Raw genomic sequence first — 19745 nt, 5'->3', positions numbered from 1 at the left:
GGCCGTTATTCATGAGTGAAGAGAGAAAGTATCATTTTGAAACCCTGCAGCTGCACGTTGGTCAGGAACAGGCTGATCCTGCTACGGATGCACGTGCCGTACCAATTTATCAGACGACGAGCTATGTTTTCCACAATGCCCAGCATGCTGCTGACCGCTTTGCACTCAAGGATGCCGGCAACGTCTATGGCCGTCTGACGAACCCGACGGAAGATATTTTTGCCCGCCGCATCGCAGCTCTTGAAGGCGGCGTTGCTGCCGTTGCCGTTGCTTCCGGCGCAGCTGCTGTCACGTACACGCTTGAGGCTCTCGTTCATCAGGGCCAGCACATCGTCGCGGCTACGACGATTTACGGCGGCACGTACAATCTCTTTGAGCATACGTTCCCGAACTACGGCATCGAGACGACATTTGTCGACCCGACGAAGGGTGTCGAGGTCTTTGAGGACGCAATCAAAGACAACACGCGTGCCGTTTACATCGAGTCCGTCGGCAACCCGAACGCCAACCTCATCGACATTCAGGCTGTAGCCGATATTGCTCATAAGCATAAGATTCCTCTTGTCGTCGACAGCACGTTTGCTACGCCGTATCAGCTGCGTCCGTTCGAGTATGGCGCCGATATCGTTGTGCACTCTGCCACGAAATTCATCGGCGGCCACGGCACGACGCTTGGCGGCGTTCTCGTCGACAGCGGCAAATTCGACTGGATTGCTTCGGGCAAGTTCCCGCAGTTCGTTGAGCCGAACCCGAGCTACCATGGCATCAGCTTCGCGAAAGATGTCGGCGCTGCCGCTTTTGCTACGTACGTCCGCACGCTGATTCTGCGCGATGAAGGCGCTACGCTTTCGCCGTTCAATGCGTTCCTGCTGCTGCAGGGCACGGAGACGCTGTCGCTGCGCGTTGAGCGTCATGTCGAGAATGCTCTTAAGGTTGTCGACTATCTCGCCAAGAACCCGCATGTTGAAAAAGTCAACCATCCGTCGCTGCCGAACCATCCGGACCATGAGCTCTACAAGAAGTACTTCCCGAATGGCGGTATCTCGATCTTCACGTTCGAGATCAAGGGCGGTGCTGAGGCTGCCAAGAAGTTCATCGACCATCTGAAGGTCTTCAGCCTGCTGGCAAATGTTGCCGACGTCAAGTCCCTTGTCATTCATCCGGCTTCGACGACGCATTCGCAGATGAACGAGCAGGAGCTCGCTGCTTCCGGCATTACGCCGTCCACAATCCGTCTTTCCATCGGTACGGAACATATCGACGATATCATTTACGATCTCGATCAGGCCTTCAGGGCTCTTGACTGACCGTTTGATATACTTTTCTCTACCCAAGAGAGGGAGCCGCGCAAGCGGCTCCTATTTTTTTGACAAATCTCCCTGTTCGTGCCATCATAAAACATGACGGTACGCGCCGACTCAAAGGGCGCGACTGTACAAGGAGGAAAAAAATGAATAACTACGAAAAGTACCGGCAGGTACAAAAAGAGGCGGCAGCCACGGGGCTGCTGCTCCTCATCCTGATTGGCTTCTGGGTTTTTGCGGGCTTTGGCCTGGCAAGTGTCAGCGTGGAAATCTTCCATCTGCCGCTTTGGGTATGGACCGCAACGATTGGAGTCTGGCTTTTTGCTATCCTTGGCGTCAAGATTTTGACGGCGACCGTTTTTGAGGATATGAGTCTTGAGGATGAGGAGGCCGGACATGATGACAAATGAAGGAAATCTCTCAGCTCTGCTGCCACTCCTCATCTTCATGGGCTTTATGGTGGCCATCGGTTTCTGGGTGCGCCGGCAGAGTGTCGGCAAGAATTTTGTGCAGACGTATTTCATCGGCAACCACGACCTCGGCGGCTTCGTGCTCGCGATGACGACAGTCGCGACGTACAGCTCCGTGAGCTCGTTTGTCGGCGGCCCCGGCATGGCCTGGCAGATCGGCTTTGGCTGGGTCTATATGGCTGTCGTGCAGGTCACGGCCATTTTTCTCGTGCTCGGCATCTTCGGCAAGCACGTGGCCCTGCTTTCGCGCCGTTTTGATGCCGTCACGGTTGTGGACATTATCAGGGAGCGCTTTCAGTCGGACGGCCTTGCGGCTCTTTCTGCTTTCATCATCGTGCTGTTTTTCTGCGGCACGATGACGGCCCAGTTTGTCGGCGGCGCGAAACTTTTCGCGACCGTCACGGGCTACAGCTACGAGATGGGCCTGCTGCTCTTTGGCCTCGTCGTCGTGCTCTATACGAGCATTGGCGGCTTCCGCGCCGTGGCTATCACGGATACGTGCTGCGCCGTCATGATGATGATCGGCATCGCTTTGCTTCTATATTATGTACTCGAAGCGGGCGGCGGCTATACAGCCATTATGGACAATATCCATATGAACCATCCTGAAATGCTCGAACCATTGTCGGCTGGTCATATGCCTGTCGGACTTTATTTGACTCAGTGGCTGCTCGTCGGCATCTGCACCATTGCGCTGCCGCAGTCGGTCGTGCGCGGCATCAGCTACAAGGATACGAAGAGCCTGCACAGGGCCATGCTGATTGGCACGGTCGTTGTCGGCTTTATGAATATCGGCGTCAATTTCACGGGCATTCTCGCTCACGGTGTCTTGACGGGGCCGCTCTCTGAATACGGCGGCGTGGATTACATCATCCCAAAGACCATTGTCGCGGCGCTGCCGCCGGCTCTCGTGGGCTTTGCCATCATTGGGCCACTCGCGGCTTCGATTTCGACGATTTCGGGCCTTTTGATTGTCGCTTCTTCGGCGCTCGTCAAGGATGTTTATCTGCACCATGTGGAAAAGCAGGGCAGACAAGTCACGGAAAAGCGCCTGCGCGTGCTCTCTACGGCGGCCACGGCTGTTATTGGTGTCATCGTTTTCATCATCGCGCTGACGCCGCCGAGCCTTATTTGGATCATCAATATGTTCGCGTTTGGCGGCTTGGAGACGGCGTTCTTCTGGACCCTGCTTTTAGGTCTGTTTTGGCGAAAGGCCAACCGCCTTGGCGCCCTTTTGTCCATGGGCGGCGGTACATTTGCTTACTGCCTGACGCAGGGCATGGGCTTTAAATTCATGGGGCTTCATCAGATTGTCATTGGCATCACAGTGTCGCTGGCGTTCTTTTTGCTCGGTTCTTTCCTCGGCAAACCGCAGGAAGAACGGGTCCTCAATGTATTCTTTCCGCAGCGTCCGCAAAATTGGAATCAAAAGGTGGAAGAGAATGAGATGGAAGCAGTTTGTCCCTTAGGGGGGGACAAAAATACTTGAAATAATGACAGGAATTTGAGAAGCTCCGTCGAAGTCTATAACAGAACGAGATAAAATCTTAAAGAAAATAATTTGTATCCATAAGTTGTAAAAGTCGTAAGCTGCAGTCATGCGCGTGAAATCGTGAAATATCATTTGTGAGACCGGTATCGCCATACTGCCAGCCATGAAGGGGATGCCATGAAGTTATTCTATTCTTTAAAGCGCAAGGTTTTGGCTGTGTGCTTGTTTGGCATGATCCTGATGGCTCTCTGTATGGGAGGCATCAGCCTCGGAACCATTAGCAGCCTGACGTATAGTTACGAAATCCAGAATATGAATCATGTCGTCGATACCAAGACCGCGGAAATCGACGATGAACTGCTGCGTTCGGAAAATATCGTCGAGTATGCGACAAATTCTCTGCAGAGGGAAATCAAGGACCCTGCCAGCCTGCGCAATCCCAATTTTCAGAGACATATGACGCAGCTCGTAGCAGATGACTTCCTCGATGCGAAGTCCGACCTTGGCCTGATCTGCTCCTATTACCTGTATTTTCCTTCCGAGAACAAGTCTACGCTTTGGATGGCATCGCAGGGCAGGGATAAATCTTTTTACGATGTGTTGGCTGAAAGACAGGAAAGCGGCAGTAAAAATGTGCCGCGCCATATATTTTCCCTTGCTTATATGATGGAGCAGGGACAGGCCGCATGGTCGGGACCTTATTACGCGCCGACCCTTGACCGCTATATCATATCGTATATGAGCCCTGTTTACTGCAATGGCATCATGGTGGCCATCATCGGCGTGGATCTGGATTTCAAGACGTTTATGGGGAAACTCTATGACGACAAGCCGGAAGGCGAACACGGCATGATGATCCTCAGCGATGCCACGGGTTCCATGGAATACTCTTTAGCGAATCCCATGGGCACAAAACTTGAGGATAAGAATATCGTCCTGAAGGACCCCACGGAGAAAGTAGGGCAGGCCGGCAAAACGGATGCCGAGATGCTTTCCTATAAGTGGGGCAATGAAGACAGCATTGCCGGCGTCAAGACGCTGCGCAATGGCATGAACCTCATCGATCTGCGTCAAAAAGGGCAGATTTACAGCCGTGCTTATAAGGCGTTCCTGCAGATGGGCATAGGCCTGCTGACGGTATGTTTCCTCGTCTCGCTGCTGCCGCTCTATATCATCAGCAGACTTTCTGCGCGCCTGCAGACCGTCATTGGGGCGGCCCAGACTGTCGGGGCGGGAAAGTACGACGCGGTTCATCTGCAGGATGAAAATCCCGACGATATCGGCGAGCTTTCCCGCAATTTCCAGAACATGGTCGAGAAAGTCGCGGCCTCGCAGGAAAAACTGGAGCATATGTCCTTTTATGACGCGCTTACCGGCATTCTGAACCGCATGGGCCTTGACCGGGAAATCGCGGCGTGGCTCAAGAAGCATCCAAAAGGCAAGGCCGCGCTCATCAGCCTCGACCTCGACGGTTTCAAATTCATCAACGACCTCTACGGCCATATGGCCGGTGATGAGGCCCTGCGCGTGATGGCGAGAGATTTGCGGGAGAATTTTGGCAGCCAGCACATCATTGGGCGCAATGGCGGTGATGAATTCGTTGTTTTCATGACCGATGTGACACCGGAAACGGTGGAAGAGGTGATTCGGACTTTTTCGAAGAAGCTGAAGCAGTTCCAGTTCGCCGGCGAGACGCATGTATTCTCCGTGTCGATTGGCTATGCCCTGTATCAGGGCGATGGCATGCCTCTGGCAAAGCTCTTCCATCAGGCCGATACGGCGCTTTATGCCGTGAAGCTTCGGGGCCGCAATCATTACCGCATCTACGATGAATCGATGGAGCAGCTCAGCAGGAGCTCTTTGGGCTTCAACCTGCAGACCATCACGAGCAACCTGCCGACGGCTCTGCTCGTCAGTGAAGGAAAAATAGGCGGCAAGATTCTGTTTATCAATAAGGCCATGGTCAGCCTCTTTGAATGCAGCAATGTCAGCGAGTTCATGAACTATACGAAGGAAAATGCTGACAATGTCATCTGCCCCTGCGACAGGAAACGCGTGGCGGAGATTGTTTACCGGGAGCTGGCAGAAAATCCGGGCAGGACGTACAGCCTGATTTACCGGATCCGTACGGCGAAGGGAAATAAAAAATGGGTTTCCTCAATCTGGCGCAGGGCTCATAACGTCAACTACGGTGAGGTGTATTACGCATCCATTGTAGAATATGAGTTTATCAAAGACAGTCTGGCTGAATGGCCGGATGAGCTGCCCCCCCCAGTTAGGAACAAGAAAAGGGACGAATGAAGCCGTAAAACCTCGTAAATAGGAGAATATAAAAGAAAAGCCGCTTTCATCACGAAAAAATGATGGAAGCGGCTTTTATATGCAGAATCATGATTTTATAGGGAAGAAGACAATCATTGAATCAGGAAAAGCTCCGTGATAAAGACGATGAGGCAGCAGGCCGAGGCGACTTTAAAGAGGCTTGCGCCAAACCACGCGAGGCCGATGCCAAAGACGAGGGCCAGAGCGCCGCTTACGGGTGTCTGCGTGGCTTGTGTGATGGCCGGAAAGGTCATGACGGCCAGCGTCACATAGGGGACGTAGAACAAGAAGGAACGCAGAAAGGTGTTCTTGATTTGGCCGCGGATCAGAGTCAGCGGCACGATGCGGATGGCGAGCGTCACAGCGGACATCAGCAGCAGATAGATGTAGATATTATGCTGCATCAGGCGTCCTCTCCTTTCTTTGCATCATCAGAATCGGCTTTTTCCGGAATCGGGAAAAAGGCGGCGCCGAGGCCGGCAATCACAATGGTCAGGATGATCGTGCGCGTGCCGCCTGAGAGTGTCGAGAACATGGGCATGACGGAGGCCAGATAGCTCAGGGCAAAGCTCACGAGCACGAGGCCGCCGACAATGCGGTTTTTCTTCGCAGGCGGGATGATGACCCAGAGGAACATGCCGTAGAGCGCAACCGACAGGGCGCTGACGACGGACGGCGGCAAAATGTTGCCGGCGACGACACCGAGAGCTGTGCCGACCGCCCAGCCCGGCAGCGCGAGGGCCATGGCCCCATAATTATAGTAGGGATTGAGCGGTCCCTTGCGGGCAATCGTAATGCCAAAAATTTCGTCCGTGACGTCAAAACCCACGAAAATGCGGTGCCAGATGGAGGTGCCGGCCGGGAATTTCTGCGACAGCGCACAGCTCATCAGCATGTAGCGGGCGTTGGCCACGAGCGTGATCAGGATGATTTCAAGGTAGGGGGCATCGGCGGCGATGACCGTGAAGCCGGCGTATTCGCCGGCCGAAGCGTTGTTGAAGAAACTCGCGAGGAAGCCCTGCAGCGGGTCGAGGCCCGCATTGCGCGCGGCGATGCCGAGCGTGAAGGAAACGACAAAATAGCCGAGTGCAATCGGCGTGCCGTCATGTACGCCTTCGAAGAAAACCTGACGCGTGGTTTTCGTGAGGGTCGGTTCAAATGATTCCGTCATATCCGTGAGAAAAACCCCTTTCCTGCTGCAAATGTTACAAGTATGGTGTTCTTATCATTTTATGACGAAATGCGGGGACTTGTAAAGATGGACAAAAGAAAAACAGCGCCTGTTCCTTTTTTAGAAGCAGACGCTGTTTTATCATATGAGTTTAACGGTCAGAGGAAAGTTCCTTGGCTTTCTTATGACGGTTCATATATTTGTTGGTTTCAGCGACGATGACACCCGAGAGCGCGATGAGCGCAATGAGGTTCGGGATGGCCATGAGGCCGTTGACGATATCCGCGAGAATCCAGATGGCTTCGAGTTTGAGGAAGGCACCGGACGCGATGAGCGCGATGAAGATCAGGCGGTACGGCAGGACGCCCTTGTTGCCGAAGAGGTAGATGCAGGCGCGTTCGCCGTAGTAGTTCCAGCCGAGGATCGTCGTGAAGGCGAAGAGCACGAGGGCAATCGTCAGAAGCTGGCTGCCGAAGAAGCCATAAGCGCTGGCAAAGGCTGCACTCGTCATGGCAGCGCCGGCGGCATCACCCTGCCATACACCCGTCAGGACGAGGGCAAGACCTGTCATGGAGCAGATGATGATTGTATCGATGAACGTACCCGTCATGGAAATCAGGCCCTGCTCAGCCGGCCATTTCGTCTTGGCGGCAGCAGCGGCAATCGGCGCGGAGCCGAGGCCGGATTCGTTCGAGAAGACGCCGCGCGCGACGCCGTTCTGCATGGCCATCATGACGGTCGAACCGGCAAAGCCGCCGGCAGCGGCCGTGCCCGTGAAGGCACTTTCAATGATCATGCCCAGAGCTGCCGGAACCTGGTCGATGTTGATGATGATGAGGCCGAGACTGATGGCCACATAAGTAAGAGCCATGAACGGCACAATGCCCGAAGCGACTTTGGCGATGCTCTGCAGGCCGCCGAGCGTGATGGCCGCGATGAAGACCGTCAGGATGACGTCCGTCGCAACTTTTGGGAAACCAAAGGAAATCTGCATGCTGTCGACGATGGCGTTGACCTGCGGGAACGTGCCGATGCCGAAGTACGCGACGCCGATGCAGGCGAGTGCAAAGAATGTGGCGAGCGGCTTCCATTTTTCACCCATGCCGTTGCGGATGTAGAACATCGGACCGCCGGCAATGGCGCCCTTCTCATCGACGGAACGGAATTTGACGGCTAAGAGACCTTCCGAATACTTCGTGGCCATGCCGAAGAAGGCAGCGACCCACATCCAGAAAATGGCGCCCGGGCCGCCGACTTTGACGGCTGTAGCAACACCGACGATATTGCCCGTGCCGACCGTGGCGGCGAGGGCGACGCAGAGGGCCTTGAAGCTCGAAACATCGCCGCGGCCGTTATTCTGAGCCTTGAAAATCAGCTTGAGGGCTTTCGGCAGGCGAAAAACCTGCAGGAGCTTCAGGCGGATTGTCAGGTAGATACCCGTACCGACGAGCAGTGTAATCAGCGGCGGACCCCACATGAAGGAGTCGATGGCATTGAGTATAGGGATTAATGATTCCATTACAGCCTCCTAGTTCTGTCCTTGTTAGATGTACATGTGTATGTGATAGACTTTATAATACCATATAAAAGGACATTTGTCTCGTATTTTTTGTAAATTTTTATATAGAACAGGAAAATTTTGTGGTCAAAATGCATATTAAGTGACTTTTTATCTGATTGTGTCGCTATTGCAACAGAAATATGCATCATTTCTTCCTATAATAAAGGCGAAAGGTGAAAAGAAAAATATATACATACTGTTGAAAACGAATCTCAGTTATGTTATATTGGACATGTAAATGAGAACGTATATCAGGAGGTATTCCCATGAAAGACTATTTAAAGATTATGCAGGTCATCGGTCGTGAAATCATTGATTCGCGCGGCAATCCGACGGTCGAAGCGGAAGTCACGCTCGCGGACGGCTCGGTTGGCCGTGCCGCAGCTCCTTCGGGCGCTTCGACGGGCGAGTTTGAGGCTCTTGAGCTTCGCGACGGCGATAAGACGAAATTCGGCGGCAAGGGCGTATCGAAGGCCGTGGCCAACGTCAATGAAAAGATTGCACCGGCCCTCATCGGCGCGGATGCATCGGATATTTACGCAGTCGATGGCATCATGCTCAAGCTCGATGGTACGGAAGACAAGTCAAATCTCGGTGCCAATGCTATCCTCGCGGTCTCGCTCGCCGCGGCTAAGGCAGCAGCCAAGGCGCAGGATATCCCACTTTACCGCTTCCTCGGCGGCCTCAACGGCAACCGCCTGCCCGTGCCGATGATGAACATTCTGAACGGCGGCGCTCATGCGACGAACTCCGTCGATACGCAGGAATTCATGATTATGCCGGCCGGGGCACCGTCGTTCCGTGAAGGCCTGCGCTGGGCTACGGAAGTCTTCCATGCACTGCAGGCCCTGTTGAAGAAAGAAGGCCAGACCACGGCCGTCGGCGATGAGGGCGGTTTTGCACCGAACCTCAAGAGCGATGAAGATACGATTGAGCACATCCTCACGGCGATCCGTAACGCCGGCTACGAGCCGGGCCGCGATTTCGTGCTGGCCATGGATGCCGCTTCTTCTGAGTGGAAGAGCGAAAAGGGCAAGGGCTTCTACAAGCAGCCGAAGTCCGGCAAGGAATTCACGTCGGATGAGCTCATCGCGCATTGGAAGAGCCTCATCGAGAAATATCCGATTTACTCCATCGAGGATGGCCTCGATGAAGAGGATTGGGAAGGCTGGCAGAAGATGACGAAGGAACTCGGCGATAAAATACAGCTCGTCGGCGATGACCTCTTCGTCACGAACACGAAACGACTGAAAAAGGGCATTGAACTCGGCTGCGGCAACAGCATTCTCATCAAGCTCAACCAGATCGGCACGCTCTCTGAGACGCTCGAAGCCATCAAGATGGCACATAAGGCCGGCTATACGGCCATTGTCTCGCATCGTTCGGGCGAAACGGAAGATACGACGATTGCGGACCTCGCCGTGGCACTCAACACGAGCCAGATCAAGACGGGCGCACCGTCCCGCTCTGAACGCGTGGCGAAGTACAACCAGCTGCTGCGCATCGAAGAAGAGCTCGGCGAAAGTGCCGTCTATCCGGGCAAACAGGCCTTCAATATCAAGAAATAAGCATCCAAAGATCAAAACATCTTAAAACATCCTATACACTCCTATAACACCAGAAAAGCTCCTGCCGATTTTTGGCAGGAGCTTTTTGTATGAGGCAAGAGCGGGCGGGGCATATATTTCGGCTTCGTCGCTCCGTTAAATGGGACCCATGGCAGGTTTTTGCTTTTAGGGACTTCGCCGCCTGCCGCGGCGTTCTTACATCGCAGTGTTTCGCGGGGAATTGTTTGGGCCCCACCCTGCGGGCAGACACTGCGCTCCTGCAGGCGAAATATATGCCCCGCCCTTTACGGCAGCAGCTGACGAGATTCTTTTTTGTACAAGAGGAAGAGTGATCAGGAGAGGATGCCGGCCATTTTCAACAGGTATTTGGCGTTGGTCGTGTGGCAGCGGTCGGGCTTGATTTTAAAGTCGAAGTGGATTTTGTCATCTTTGTAGTATTCTTCGAAATGATAGTTCTGGATGGGCAGATGATTCGAGGATTTGAGGTCGCAGAGCTCAAAGTCGTGGGTTGTGACGAGGGTGATGGCGTGCGGCGCGGTCAGGCGCTTGATCGCGGCAGCCGCTCCGGTGATGCGGTCGGCGGAGTTCGTGCCCTTGAAGATTTCGTCGATGCAGAGGAAGAGGGGAATATCTTCTTTGCAGGCCTCGACCATCTGGCGGATGCGCAGGATTTCGGCGTAAAAGGTCGAGATGCCCTTCGAGAGGTCATCGCTGACGTGAATCGAGGTAAAGACACGCATCGGCGTCAGCGAGAAGGAAGCGGCGCAGACGGGGGCGCCGGCGTAAGCGAGAATGGCAGAGGTGGCGAGCGTGCGCATGTAGGTGGTTTTGCCGCTCATATTCGAGCCCGTGATGATGCCGGTGCCGGCTTTGAAATCTGCATCGTTTGGCACGGCTTTTGTTTCTTCTATCAGAAGAGGAGTGATATTTTTGCCCTGCAGGCAGGGAGAGCCATCAAGGAATTTTGGCCAGCAGACTGTTGCTCTCGTGACAGCGGCGTTGGCAAGGGAGAGCAGAGCCTCAAGTTCGGACCAGATTTGCAGCCAGCGGCGCAGTTTACAGCCTGACTGCGCCTGCCAGTGAAATGTTTTTGCCGTGCAGTGCAGGTCAAAGAGAACGGCCGTATTGGCAGTGAGAAAGAAAAAGATGTTGCGCCGCATGACGGCTTTGTCGGCAAGGGCGGCAAGCTGCTGCAGGCTTTCTGCCGCCTGTCCGCCGCGCAGTTCTTGCTGATATTCCTGCAGCAGGGGGCTTTGCCAGTCTGTATGGGTGAAGGCTGTAAAAATTTTTTCGTAGAGGGCAAATTCCTGCGGCAGGGCCATGAGCGGTGCGAGCAGGGCCTGACTGCGCCGCAGCAGCAGGAAGGTCAGCAGGAGCTGCAGGGAAAAAAGAAGTCCCGGAATCGTGAGGCCGAGATATCCTGCAAGGGCAAGTCCCAGCGACAGAAAGGAAATGATTGGCAGGATGAAGGAGAGCAGGCGCAGTGCGGCCCGCGGCTGAATGGCCGTATGTTCCATCATGGTACAGAATTCCGCAAAATCTGCCTGCCGGGGCAGCAGATGGCCGAGGGCCTCAAGTTTTATCATCTTTTCCGGCGCGCTGCTGAGCTCTTTGACGGCCTGCTGCCGCTGCAGAATCCGGTCAGGCGATTCCGGATATGGGGAGAGCAGGGAGGCAAGCTGCCGGCGTCCTGCTTTTGTGCGGGCTGCCACCAGATATTGATAGAGGGAGGCCGGACCAAGAAGGGGCAGGTCGGCTTCCTGCGGCCGTCCTTTTTGCATGAGATCGCGGCCGTCATCGGGAAAATCGCGCCATTTGCCGCTAATGCGGTCAAGGCAGGCCTGCAGGCAGGCAAGACGGCTTTCGGTCAGCAGCATGGCGAGGCCGAGTTTTTGATGGCGGCGGATAAAGAGGAGAAAGGCAGTGAGCATCAGAAAGCCGAGCACAAGGCCGAAAATATGGCCATCCCAGCCTGCTGCAAAGGAAAAGATCATGATGAGGAAGGATGATGTGCGCAAAAGAACGAGCTGCTGCTGCTTTTTTTTCAGCTGCTGCAGTTTCTGCAGGCCCTCTTTTCGCATATTTTTGAAATCGAGCATAAAATCACCTCAGTGCAAATAGATCGGTCATGGGTCCTGATTGTATTATAAGTATTATAACATGACAGCTCTGACGGCGGGCAGAGCCCTGCCATTGTCGCTGACGCTGTTTTCCTGTATAATGAAATCGTATGGAATCCGATAAAGTCATAAAGACTGGAGGTGTAAGGGATGGCAGAAAATGAAGCCATAAGGAGGATTCAGGCCAGTATCGATATGCTGAAAGAACGCATGCGCATTGATTCGAATGATTTGGAATATGAGACGCATTTAAGGCAGAAACGCCATCTGCAGCGCATCTTAGACCGCATTCAGGCGCGTGAGAAAGAAGAAGAGACAAAAAAATCCTGATTTTTAGCAGCTTTTCAGGAAGTATTCAGCGTGTATCATTAAAATAAAAAACATCAAAAAGTCAAAAGAGAGGATGACGATTATGTCACAACGCATGACCATGGACGAGGTGCTCAAGGAATACGGCGTGCCGCAGATCAAACTCGATATCCACGCCACGCGCAGCGAGCTTTTGAAGCTCCGCGAAAAGCTCATGGCAATCCGCGATTTGTCGAATGGCCGTGAACAGGGCTATCTTGACATTGACTGCAAGCTCTACATCGATGTCGATGACATTGACCGCTATTTGTCGGGCGAACTCGATACGGTCGGTGAGATTTACGCCTTCCCTGAGGATATCAAATCCTATAAGGAAGAATAATCGTTCTGTGTATATAAGGTAAGGAGAATCTATATGAATTTCAAGAAGACAATGGCGGCGTTTATGGTCGGTGCCATGGTGCTCTCGGCAGCTCCGGTGCTGCCTGAGGCTCCGGCCTTCCTGAATCCCGTTAACACCGCTTATGCCGCGAAGGGCGGCGCGAAAATGAGCGTCCCGAAGGCGGCTCCGGCTGCACCAAAGGCGCCGGCAGCCAGCACGGGCAGTACGTCGCAGAGCAAGTCCGTCTCGGGCAATGGCTCGTCGTACGCACCGTCGAAAGATGCCAAGAGCCTTGAGAAGAATGCGCCGGCGTCTAACACCAATGCAAAGGCCAATACGGCGGCAAACACGAATACGCAGAGCTCGAGCCGTCTCGGCAGCATCATGCGCGGCATCGGCCTGTTCGCGGGCGGCATGCTCTTAGGCTCCATGCTTTCGCATTTCTTTGGCATGGGCAGCGGCATGTTTGCCGACATCATGGGCCTTTTGATGAATGGCATCATGATTGTTGCGGCCGTCATGATCGTGCGTTGGCTCTGGAACAAGTTCCGCGGCAATAAATCCGCGCGCCGTGAGAATACGGCTTACCATCAGCCGCTCGAGATGCGTCAGCAGGACAACGCATCGGCCCCGCAGGCTCATAAGCCCATCCAGGATATCAAGCCGCGCGAAAACGATTACGATGCCAAGTCCACGGCGGACCGCTACCGCAATCGTTAAAATATGAAATTTTGTCGGTCCGGCCGATTTTTGCCAGACCTCAATGTGTACTGGAAAGAAGTGTCTATATGCCAAAAAAGTCAACTCTCGACAAAGTCGATGACCTCATCGCGCGTTATCCGGCGCTGGCCGTCTGCCGCGAAGATCTCATCGAGTCCGTCAAGGCCATCTGCGCAAGCTATGCCGCAGGCCATAAACTCATCGTCTGCGGCAACGGCGGCAGCGCGTCGGATGCTGAGCACATTGTCGGCGAGCTCATGAAGGGCTTTTTGCTGCCGCGCAGGCTCGGCCCTGAGATGGAAAAGAAAATGCGCGAGGTCTGCCCTGAAGAGGCCGATTACTTCATGAAGAATCTGCAGGGGGCGCTGCCGGCCCTCTCGATGGTCAACCAGGTTGCTCTGAACACGGCCTTTGCCAACGATCAGGCTCCGGACCTTTCGTTTGCCCAGCAGCTTCTGGGCATGGGCAATGAAGGCGATGTGCTCCTCGCCATCTCGACTTCGGGCAATTCGACGAATGTCATCTATGCCCTGCAGATGGCCAAGGTCAAGAACGTGCGCACGATTGCCCTGACGGGCAAAAGCGGCGGCAAGATTAAAGCCCGCGGCCTTGCGGATATCACGATCTGCGTGCCGGATGATGAGACGTTCCGCATTCAGGAGCTCCATCTGCCCGTCTACCATATGCTCTGCATCGCAGCAGAAAACGAGTTCTTTGGGGAAGACTAATACTTCCTGTTCGGACAAATAGAAGGAGTCCGTCCTCAGAATTTATGAGGGCGGGCTCTTTGCTTTTCCCGGATTCGGTGCTAAGATAAAATCATCTTAGCAAGTTCAGGGGGAGAGAAGAGATTTATGATTACAGCGTATCTCATGGGCGTGGAGGGCCATCTCTGGCCGGCCGTTGTCATTTTTCTGTCGGCTGTCCTGCAGTCCATCACGGGCTTTGGACTCGTAATTGTCGCGGCCCCGCTCTTAATGCTCTTTTATGACCCGAAACTCACGGTGCCCGTCATGCTTCTTCTGGCCTGCTGTGCGAATTTTGCCCAAGGGCTCTTTTCCCTGCGCACGGCAAATCTGAAGCTCGTTTTCTGGCTTTACCTCGGCGTGCTCCTCGGGCAGCCCCTCGGTTTTTGGGCTTTTGACCATGCTGCGAGTGCGACGCTGAAGATTTTCATCAGCGTCATGGTCCTCTTTTCGCTCGGCATTATGCAGGTTCTGCACCTGCACGTCAAAGAATGCCGCCGGAACTCCTGCATCACGGGCATTTTTTCAGGCTTCACATCCATAACGGCCGGCATGGGCGGTCCGCCTTTCCTCATCTATATGGCACACAGCCGCATGACGGTTGATGTCATGCGCGCGACGTGTTTTGTGTTTTTCTTCCTCTGCAATGCGACCTCGCTGACGAGCTACACGCTTGGCGGGCTGTCACTTGTGCCGGCCTGGGGCGAATTCATCTACCTGCTGCCGGCGCTGGCCATCGGCATTTTTGTCGGTCATGCGATTTTTCCGTATGTGCCGAAGATGCTCATACGCCGGCTCATCTATGTTTTGCTTTACGTTACCTGCATTTATACGATTGCTTCGGTCCTGCTGTCCTGAGTGGCAGCAGGCTTTTTTATGCCGATTGTATACAGAAAATTTTGTTTACAGCGTAAAAAAATATGATATAATGGAGTTTGTGATTGTGCGCCTGTGGTGCACAAAAATAAAAATTCCTTTAAAGGAGCAATCATCATGAAACAAGAAGAGAATGAGTTCATGCGGCACGAACTGCGGCTGCCTGAGCTCACTGTCCGCGGCATGCTCCTCGGTGCTGTTTTGACTGTCATCTTCACAGCGTCGAATGTCTACCTCGGACTTAAAGTCGGCCTGACGTTCTCGTCAGCCATTCCGGCTGCAGTCATCTCGATGGCTGTGCTCAAGATGGCGAAGAATTCCAATATTCTCGAGAACAATATGGTACAGACGCAGGCTTCGGCTGCCGGCACGCTGTCGGCCATCATCTTTATCATTCCGGGCATGCTGATGATCGGTTACTGGCAGGGCTTTGAGTTCTGGCAGACTTTGATGGTCTCGGCCTGCGGCGGCTGCCTTGGTGTTCTTTTCACCATCCCGCTGCGCCGCGCCATGGTCGTGCACAGCGACCTCGCTTATCCGGAAGGCGTGGCTGCTGCAGAAATCCTTAAAGTCGGCAGTCAGTCGCGTAAAGATGATAAAGAGGGCAGGAAGAGTGCCGAAGGCTCCGGCGTCAAGGAAATCGCTTCGGGCGGTGTCCTCGCCGGCATCATCGCGTTCTGCTCGAACGCCCTGCAGGTCCTCGGTTCGCAGTTCTCTCTCTGGATTCCTGTGGGCCGCGGCATGACACAGCTGCCGCTCGGCTATTCCACAGCTCTTGTCGGTGCCGGTTACCTCATCGGCATCGCTGCAGGCCTTGCCATGCTCGTCGGCATCCTGATTGCCTGGGCTGGCTTTGTGCCGTATTACACGATTACGAGTGCCCTGCCTGACGGCATGACTCTGCAGAAATTTGCCGGCTCTGTCTATCAGGAGCGCGTCCGCCTCATAGGTGCCGGTGCCATGGGTGTGGCGGCTGTCTGGACGCTCATCATGCTTGCACGTCCTGTCATCGACGGCGTCAAGGAATCTCTGGCTGCCCTGCATACGCCGGATTCCGAAAAAGGCAAACATCGCATGGATATCGATATGAGCATCCAGAGTGTTGCCATGGTCTTTTCCCTGACGGTGGCCGGTCTGCTCGTCATTTTCTATATGTTTGTCAGCCCGGAAGGTCTGCCGGCTTCTGAAAATCTGGCCTTTACCTTTATCGGTGTCGGCGTTGCCGTGCTCATGGGCTTCTTCGTTGCCGCTGCCTGCGCTTACATGGCAGGTCTCGTCGGCACGAGCTCGAGCCCGATTTCGGGTATCGGTATCTTAGCCATCATCGTCGCTTCGCTCGTCATGTACGCGCTCTGCTCTTCGTTTGGCATCTTTGCGCTGCCGGGCGGCGAAAAATTTGCGACGGCTACGGCCATCTTCACGACGTCCATCATCGTCGCCATTGCCTGCATTTCAAACGATAATATGCAGGACCTCAAGACGGGCTATCTCGTCGGCGCTACGCCGTGGCGTCAGCAGGTCGCACTGCTCCTCGGGTGCATTGTCGGCGCTCTCGTCATCGCGCCGGTCCTCAATCTTCTTTATCAGGCCTACGGCTTCCCGGGGGCTCTGCCGCGTCCGGATATGGACCCGAATCAGGCTCTGGCCGCTCCGCAGGCTGCCCTGATGACGACGATTGCCCAGGGCATTTTCTCGAGCACGCTGGCTTGGAATTACATTTATATCGGCCTTGGCCTCGGCGTCGTCCTCGTCATCGTTGACCAGCTCCTGAAGCGCAATACGAGAAATCTCAGCCTGCCGCCGCTCGCGGTCGGCATGGGCATTTATCTGCCGCCTTCTGTACAGACGCCGCTCGTGGTCGGTGCTGTCCTCGGCTATTTCCTGCGCAAACACATGAAGGAAAAATGGGGCGAAGAAAAAGCGAAGGCTGGAGCCCGCCGCGGCACGCTCTTTGCCTCAGGCCTGATTGTCGGTGAATCGATTGTCGGCGTCGTGCTGGCCGGTGTCATCGTCGTTTCCGTCACGAATGGCGGCTCGGAAGCACCTTTGGCCATCGTGGGCAAGGATTTTGCCGATACGGCAGAATACCTCGGCCTGGCTGTCTTTGCTGCAGCCCTCGTGATTTTCTCAAAAGTCGTACTGGGCGGCAAAAAAGACTGATCCACTTTATAATATGAAGAAATAAATGGGAATTGCCCCACAGGCGGCGATTCCCATTTTTCTATGCCTTGCAGGATTTTCTTCCTGAAGTATGGAATAAAGATAGGTACCAATATAAAGGAACGCATCAATCTTGCAGGGGGGTAATCCTATGCCAATATCCGAAAAAAATCTGTTGAAACTGGCCAATGGCAGCGATGTGCGCGGTGTTTCCATCGAGGGCGTTGCCGATGAGCCTGTGACGCTCAATGCCGAAGCGGCCAACCGCATTACGAGTGGTTTCCTCGATTTCCTGTCTCAGAAGACGGGCAAGAAAATCAAGGATCTGCGCATTGCCGTAGGCCATGATTCGCGCCTTTCCGCGCCGATGCTCAAGGAAGCCGTGCTTGAGGCCCTGACGTATGCCGGTGTCGTGACGGTCGACTGCGGCCTCGCGTCGACGCCGTCGATGTTCATGTCCATTGTTTTCCCGGAGACGAAAATGGACGGTTCCATCATGATCACGGCCAGCCACCTGCCCTTTAACCGCAACGGCCTCAAGTTCTTCACGAAAGACGGCGGCGTCGAGCACGAAGACATCCTCGCCATCCTCGAAGCGGCAGCCCGCAATCCGGAGGTCACGGGCGATTTGACGAAGGTTCAGAAATACAACCTCATCGACCGCTACTGCCACCATCTGCGCAAGAAAATCCGCGCGGCGCTCAATATGGGCGATACGCCGCTTCGCGGCATGCATGTCGTCGTCGATGCCGGCAACGGTGCGGGCGGCTTTTTTGCGACGCAGGTGCTCGGCCGCCTCGGCGCCGATACGTCGGGCAGTGTTTTCCTGGAGCCGGACGGTCATTTCCCAAATCACATCCCGAATCCGGAGAATAAGCAGGCCATGGCCGCTATCCGCAAGGCTGTGCTTGACAGTCATGCAGACCTCGGCCTGATTTTCGATACGGATGTCGACCGCATGAGCGCTGTCCTGAAGAATGGCAAGGAAATCAGCCGCAACGCCCTGATTGCGATGATGGCCGCCATTATCGCACCGGATTATCCGGGCAGCACGATTGTCACGGACTCCGTCACGAGCGATGAGCTCACGGAATTCCTGCAGGGTGAGCTCGGCCTCAAACATCTGCGCTATAAACGCGGTTATAAAAATGTCATTGATAAGTGCATCGAACTGAACAAAGAGGGGACGGTTTCGCCTCTGGCCATCGAGACGAGCGGTCACGGTGCCCTTTCCGAGAACTATTACCTTGATGATGGCGCTTACCTCGCTGTCAAACTGCTCATCGCAGCTGCTAAGGCCAAGGCCAAGGGACGCCATCTTGCTGACCTCGTCAAGAATCTCGGCGAACCGGTCGAGAGCCGCGAATTCCGCATGAAGATCATGGGCGAGGAAGATTTCCGCGGCTACGGTGCCAATGTCCTCACGGTATTTGAAGAGCGCGCAGCCGAGGCCGGCATTCGCTCGGCCAAGCCGTCTTATGAGGGCGTGCGTCTGGTATTCCCCGATGGCTGGGCGCTTCTGCGCATGAGCCTTCATGACCCGCAGATGCCTCTGAACATCGAAAGCCGCAAAAAAGGCGGTGTGGCTGAGATTGCCGCCAAAGTACAGGAATTCCTCAAGGGCTTTACAAGCCTCGATATGAGTGTTTTCAAAGACTAAAACAAAGTTCTGCATACAAAAAGAGACTGCCCCGCGCAGTCTCTTTTATATTATGGAAGAATCTTATGCTTTGCCTCAGCCAAGCAGGACATCCTGGTGGTCGAGGACGAATTTGCCGTTCGTGCAGGCCGGGCAGAAGCAGGTATCACCGCCGGCAGCCTTGACTTCATGGGCTTTTTTGCTCATGGCAGCGGCCTGCTCCGCGCCGAAGGCTTCTTTTGCCTTATCGGAATCAAAGAACGGAATAACGTCATCGATGCTGCAGACACATTCCTTGAGTGCAGCGATAAGGGCCTGTGCCTTTTCTTTTTCATCGGCTTTGCCGACGGAAGCGAGGTAATCCTCAGCGACTTTTTTAAGGCCGGCGTAAACGCTCGGAGCCTCGACGACACCTTTGACATGCTGCAGAACTTCTTCTTTTGTCATAGCAATCTTCCTTTCCATAAAATGTTGTACTCAACTAAATTACAACATAAGAATAACACTGTTTGGAGAGCTTGTCAATGACTGCGAATTTTCAAAGAAGATAAGGTGCAGAGAAGAAGCCTTCTGCATCATGGCATAAAAAAAGCAGGCCTCTGCCTGCTGTATATCCTGTTTGGTGGAGACGAAGGGGATTGAACCCTCGACCTCTCGGATGCGAACCGAACGCTCTCCCAGCTGAGCTACGTCCCCAAGACAAAATTCAGTATACCGCGTTTGCCGCGTATTTTCAAGTTTTTTTGCCTTTATTCAGAATTTCTATCCGTGCCATGCGGAAAAGGAATAAAAAAACGGGATGCAGAGCAGGAATTCATGAGCATAACCGCGAACATAAACACAATTGCCAAACAATATATATGCTGAATAAATATGATTTATCAATATATTTATTCTTACTATTC

General features: G+C 54.1%; 17 protein-coding genes and 1 tRNA gene. 12 read left to right on the top strand and 6 right to left on the bottom strand.

Annotation, left to right across the window (positions count from 1 at the left end):
- Positions 1 to 11: 11 nt before the first annotated feature.
- The 4 genes from ACE419_RS07900 (at position 12) to ACE419_RS07885 (ending at position 5567) form a co-directional block, all read left to right on the top strand.
- On the top strand, positions 12 to 1307 hold the full coding sequence (locus tag ACE419_RS07900) for an O-acetylhomoserine aminocarboxypropyltransferase/cysteine synthase family protein (protein ID WP_435721622.1): 1296 nt from the start codon (positions 12 to 14) through the stop codon (positions 1305 to 1307).
- Positions 1308 to 1450: 143 nt separating this feature from the next.
- Entirely contained in the window at positions 1451 to 1714 is a 264-nt protein-coding gene (locus tag ACE419_RS07895) for a YhdT family protein (protein ID WP_432647833.1), read from the top strand.
- Entirely contained in the window at positions 1704 to 3263 is a 1560-nt protein-coding gene (gene panF, locus ACE419_RS07890) for a sodium/pantothenate symporter (RefSeq protein ID WP_435721703.1), read from the top strand. The genes ACE419_RS07895 and panF overlap by 11 nt, the downstream gene beginning before the upstream one ends.
- A gap of 180 nt (positions 3264 to 3443) precedes the next feature.
- Positions 3444 to 5567 (top strand): diguanylate cyclase domain-containing protein, encoded by a 2124-nt coding sequence (locus ACE419_RS07885; protein ID WP_435721621.1) that lies wholly within the window; start codon positions 3444 to 3446, stop codon positions 5565 to 5567.
- A 113-nt stretch (positions 5568 to 5680) separates the two neighbouring features.
- On the opposite strand, the gene ACE419_RS07880 is transcribed toward ACE419_RS07885, so the two are convergent.
- From ACE419_RS07880 to ACE419_RS07870, 3 genes are all read right to left on the bottom strand, one after another.
- Positions 5681 to 5992, bottom strand: coding sequence for an AzlD domain-containing protein (locus ACE419_RS07880; protein WP_435721620.1), 312 nt, complete (start codon positions 5990 to 5992; stop codon positions 5681 to 5683).
- Positions 5992 to 6759, bottom strand: coding sequence for an AzlC family ABC transporter permease (locus ACE419_RS07875; RefSeq protein WP_435721619.1), 768 nt, complete (start codon positions 6757 to 6759; stop codon positions 5992 to 5994). The genes ACE419_RS07880 and ACE419_RS07875 overlap by 1 nt, the downstream gene beginning before the upstream one ends.
- 151 nt (positions 6760 to 6910) lie before the next feature.
- A complete protein-coding gene (locus tag ACE419_RS07870; RefSeq protein WP_432647521.1) occupies positions 6911 to 8278 on the bottom strand; it encodes an alanine/glycine:cation symporter family protein in 1368 nt (455 codons plus the stop codon).
- Between the two features lie 308 nt (positions 8279 to 8586).
- Here ACE419_RS07870 and eno point away from each other — a divergent pair, with 308 nt between their 5' ends.
- Complete coding sequence (eno, locus tag ACE419_RS07865) at positions 8587 to 9888, top strand: phosphopyruvate hydratase (RefSeq protein ID WP_435721618.1); 1302 nt, start codon at positions 8587 to 8589, stop codon at positions 9886 to 9888.
- Between the two features lie 332 nt (positions 9889 to 10220).
- On the opposite strand, the gene ACE419_RS07860 is transcribed toward eno, so the two are convergent.
- Positions 10221 to 11987, bottom strand: coding sequence for a MutS-related protein (locus ACE419_RS07860; protein ID WP_435721617.1), 1767 nt, complete (start codon positions 11985 to 11987; stop codon positions 10221 to 10223).
- A gap of 171 nt (positions 11988 to 12158) precedes the next feature.
- Between ACE419_RS07860 and ACE419_RS07855 the strand changes: the two genes are divergently transcribed.
- From ACE419_RS07855 to ACE419_RS07825, 7 genes are all read left to right on the top strand, one after another.
- On the top strand, positions 12159 to 12338 hold the full coding sequence (locus ACE419_RS07855; protein WP_432647518.1) for an aminoglycoside phosphotransferase: 180 nt from the start codon (positions 12159 to 12161) through the stop codon (positions 12336 to 12338).
- 82 nt (positions 12339 to 12420) lie between these two features.
- Positions 12421 to 12699 (top strand): hypothetical protein, encoded by a 279-nt coding sequence (locus tag ACE419_RS07850; RefSeq protein ID WP_432647517.1) that lies wholly within the window; start codon positions 12421 to 12423, stop codon positions 12697 to 12699.
- 33 nt (positions 12700 to 12732) lie between these two features.
- Positions 12733 to 13419 carry a hypothetical protein gene (locus ACE419_RS07845; RefSeq protein ID WP_435721616.1) on the top strand — a complete coding sequence of 229 codons (687 nt, stop codon included), beginning with the start codon at positions 12733 to 12735 and terminating at the stop codon, positions 13417 to 13419.
- Positions 13420 to 13487: 68 nt separating this feature from the next.
- Positions 13488 to 14147: a D-sedoheptulose-7-phosphate isomerase gene (locus tag ACE419_RS07840; protein ID WP_435721615.1), complete on the top strand. Its 660-nt coding sequence runs from the start codon at positions 13488 to 13490 to the stop codon at positions 14145 to 14147.
- A gap of 126 nt (positions 14148 to 14273) precedes the next feature.
- Positions 14274 to 15023: a sulfite exporter TauE/SafE family protein gene (locus tag ACE419_RS07835; RefSeq protein WP_435721614.1), complete on the top strand. Its 750-nt coding sequence runs from the start codon at positions 14274 to 14276 to the stop codon at positions 15021 to 15023.
- A 135-nt stretch (positions 15024 to 15158) separates the two neighbouring features.
- On the top strand, positions 15159 to 17201 hold the full coding sequence (locus ACE419_RS07830; protein WP_432646988.1) for an OPT family oligopeptide transporter: 2043 nt from the start codon (positions 15159 to 15161) through the stop codon (positions 17199 to 17201).
- A 151-nt stretch (positions 17202 to 17352) separates the two neighbouring features.
- A complete protein-coding gene (locus ACE419_RS07825; RefSeq protein WP_435721612.1) occupies positions 17353 to 18861 on the top strand; it encodes a phosphohexomutase domain-containing protein in 1509 nt (502 codons plus the stop codon).
- 75 nt (positions 18862 to 18936) lie between these two features.
- Here ACE419_RS07825 and ACE419_RS07820 read toward each other — a convergent pair whose 3' ends face one another.
- Together ACE419_RS07820 and ACE419_RS07815 are read right to left on the bottom strand one after the other, a co-directional pair.
- Positions 18937 to 19287, bottom strand: a complete 351-nt coding sequence (locus tag ACE419_RS07820) for a heat-shock protein Hsp90 (protein ID WP_432646986.1) — start codon at positions 19285 to 19287, stop codon at positions 18937 to 18939.
- Positions 19288 to 19460: 173 nt separating this feature from the next.
- Positions 19461 to 19536, bottom strand: a tRNA-Ala gene (locus ACE419_RS07815).
- Positions 19537 to 19745 lie beyond the last annotated feature (209 nt).

Origin of the sequence: Mitsuokella apri (assembly GCF_047974105.1) — a bacterium.
Lineage (GTDB): Bacteria > Bacillota > Negativicutes > Selenomonadales > Selenomonadaceae > Mitsuokella.
Note: the sequence above shows the minus strand (reverse complement) of the source record. Positions and strands in the feature narration are given on the sequence as shown.

Coding starts and splice junctions, on each gene's coding strand:
- ACE419_RS07830 (WP_432646988.1), top strand. CDS start 15,159: ATGAAACAAGAAGAGAATGAGTTCATGCGGCACGAACTGCGGCTGCCT.
- ACE419_RS07885 (WP_435721621.1), top strand. CDS start 3,444: ATGAAGTTATTCTATTCTTTAAAGCGCAAGGTTTTGGCTGTGTGCTTG.
- ACE419_RS07820 (WP_432646986.1), bottom strand. CDS start 19,287: ATGACAAAAGAAGAAGTTCTGCAGCATGTCAAAGGTGTCGTCGAGGCT.
- ACE419_RS07880 (WP_435721620.1), bottom strand. CDS start 5,992: ATGCAGCATAATATCTACATCTATCTGCTGCTGATGTCCGCTGTGACG.
- ACE419_RS07895 (WP_432647833.1), top strand. CDS start 1,451: ATGAATAACTACGAAAAGTACCGGCAGGTACAAAAAGAGGCGGCAGCC.
- ACE419_RS07845 (WP_435721616.1), top strand. CDS start 12,733: ATGAATTTCAAGAAGACAATGGCGGCGTTTATGGTCGGTGCCATGGTG.
- panF (WP_435721703.1), top strand. CDS start 1,704: ATGACAAATGAAGGAAATCTCTCAGCTCTGCTGCCACTCCTCATCTTC.
- ACE419_RS07900 (WP_435721622.1), top strand. CDS start 12: ATGAGTGAAGAGAGAAAGTATCATTTTGAAACCCTGCAGCTGCACGTT.
- eno (WP_435721618.1), top strand. CDS start 8,587: ATGAAAGACTATTTAAAGATTATGCAGGTCATCGGTCGTGAAATCATT.
- ACE419_RS07860 (WP_435721617.1), bottom strand. CDS start 11,987: ATGCTCGATTTCAAAAATATGCGAAAAGAGGGCCTGCAGAAACTGCAG.
- ACE419_RS07855 (WP_432647518.1), top strand. CDS start 12,159: ATGGCAGAAAATGAAGCCATAAGGAGGATTCAGGCCAGTATCGATATG.
- ACE419_RS07835 (WP_435721614.1), top strand. CDS start 14,274: ATGATTACAGCGTATCTCATGGGCGTGGAGGGCCATCTCTGGCCGGCC.
- ACE419_RS07850 (WP_432647517.1), top strand. CDS start 12,421: ATGTCACAACGCATGACCATGGACGAGGTGCTCAAGGAATACGGCGTG.
- ACE419_RS07840 (WP_435721615.1), top strand. CDS start 13,488: ATGCCAAAAAAGTCAACTCTCGACAAAGTCGATGACCTCATCGCGCGT.
- ACE419_RS07875 (WP_435721619.1), bottom strand. CDS start 6,759: ATGACGGAATCATTTGAACCGACCCTCACGAAAACCACGCGTCAGGTT.
- ACE419_RS07870 (WP_432647521.1), bottom strand. CDS start 8,278: ATGGAATCATTAATCCCTATACTCAATGCCATCGACTCCTTCATGTGG.
- ACE419_RS07825 (WP_435721612.1), top strand. CDS start 17,353: ATGCCAATATCCGAAAAAAATCTGTTGAAACTGGCCAATGGCAGCGAT.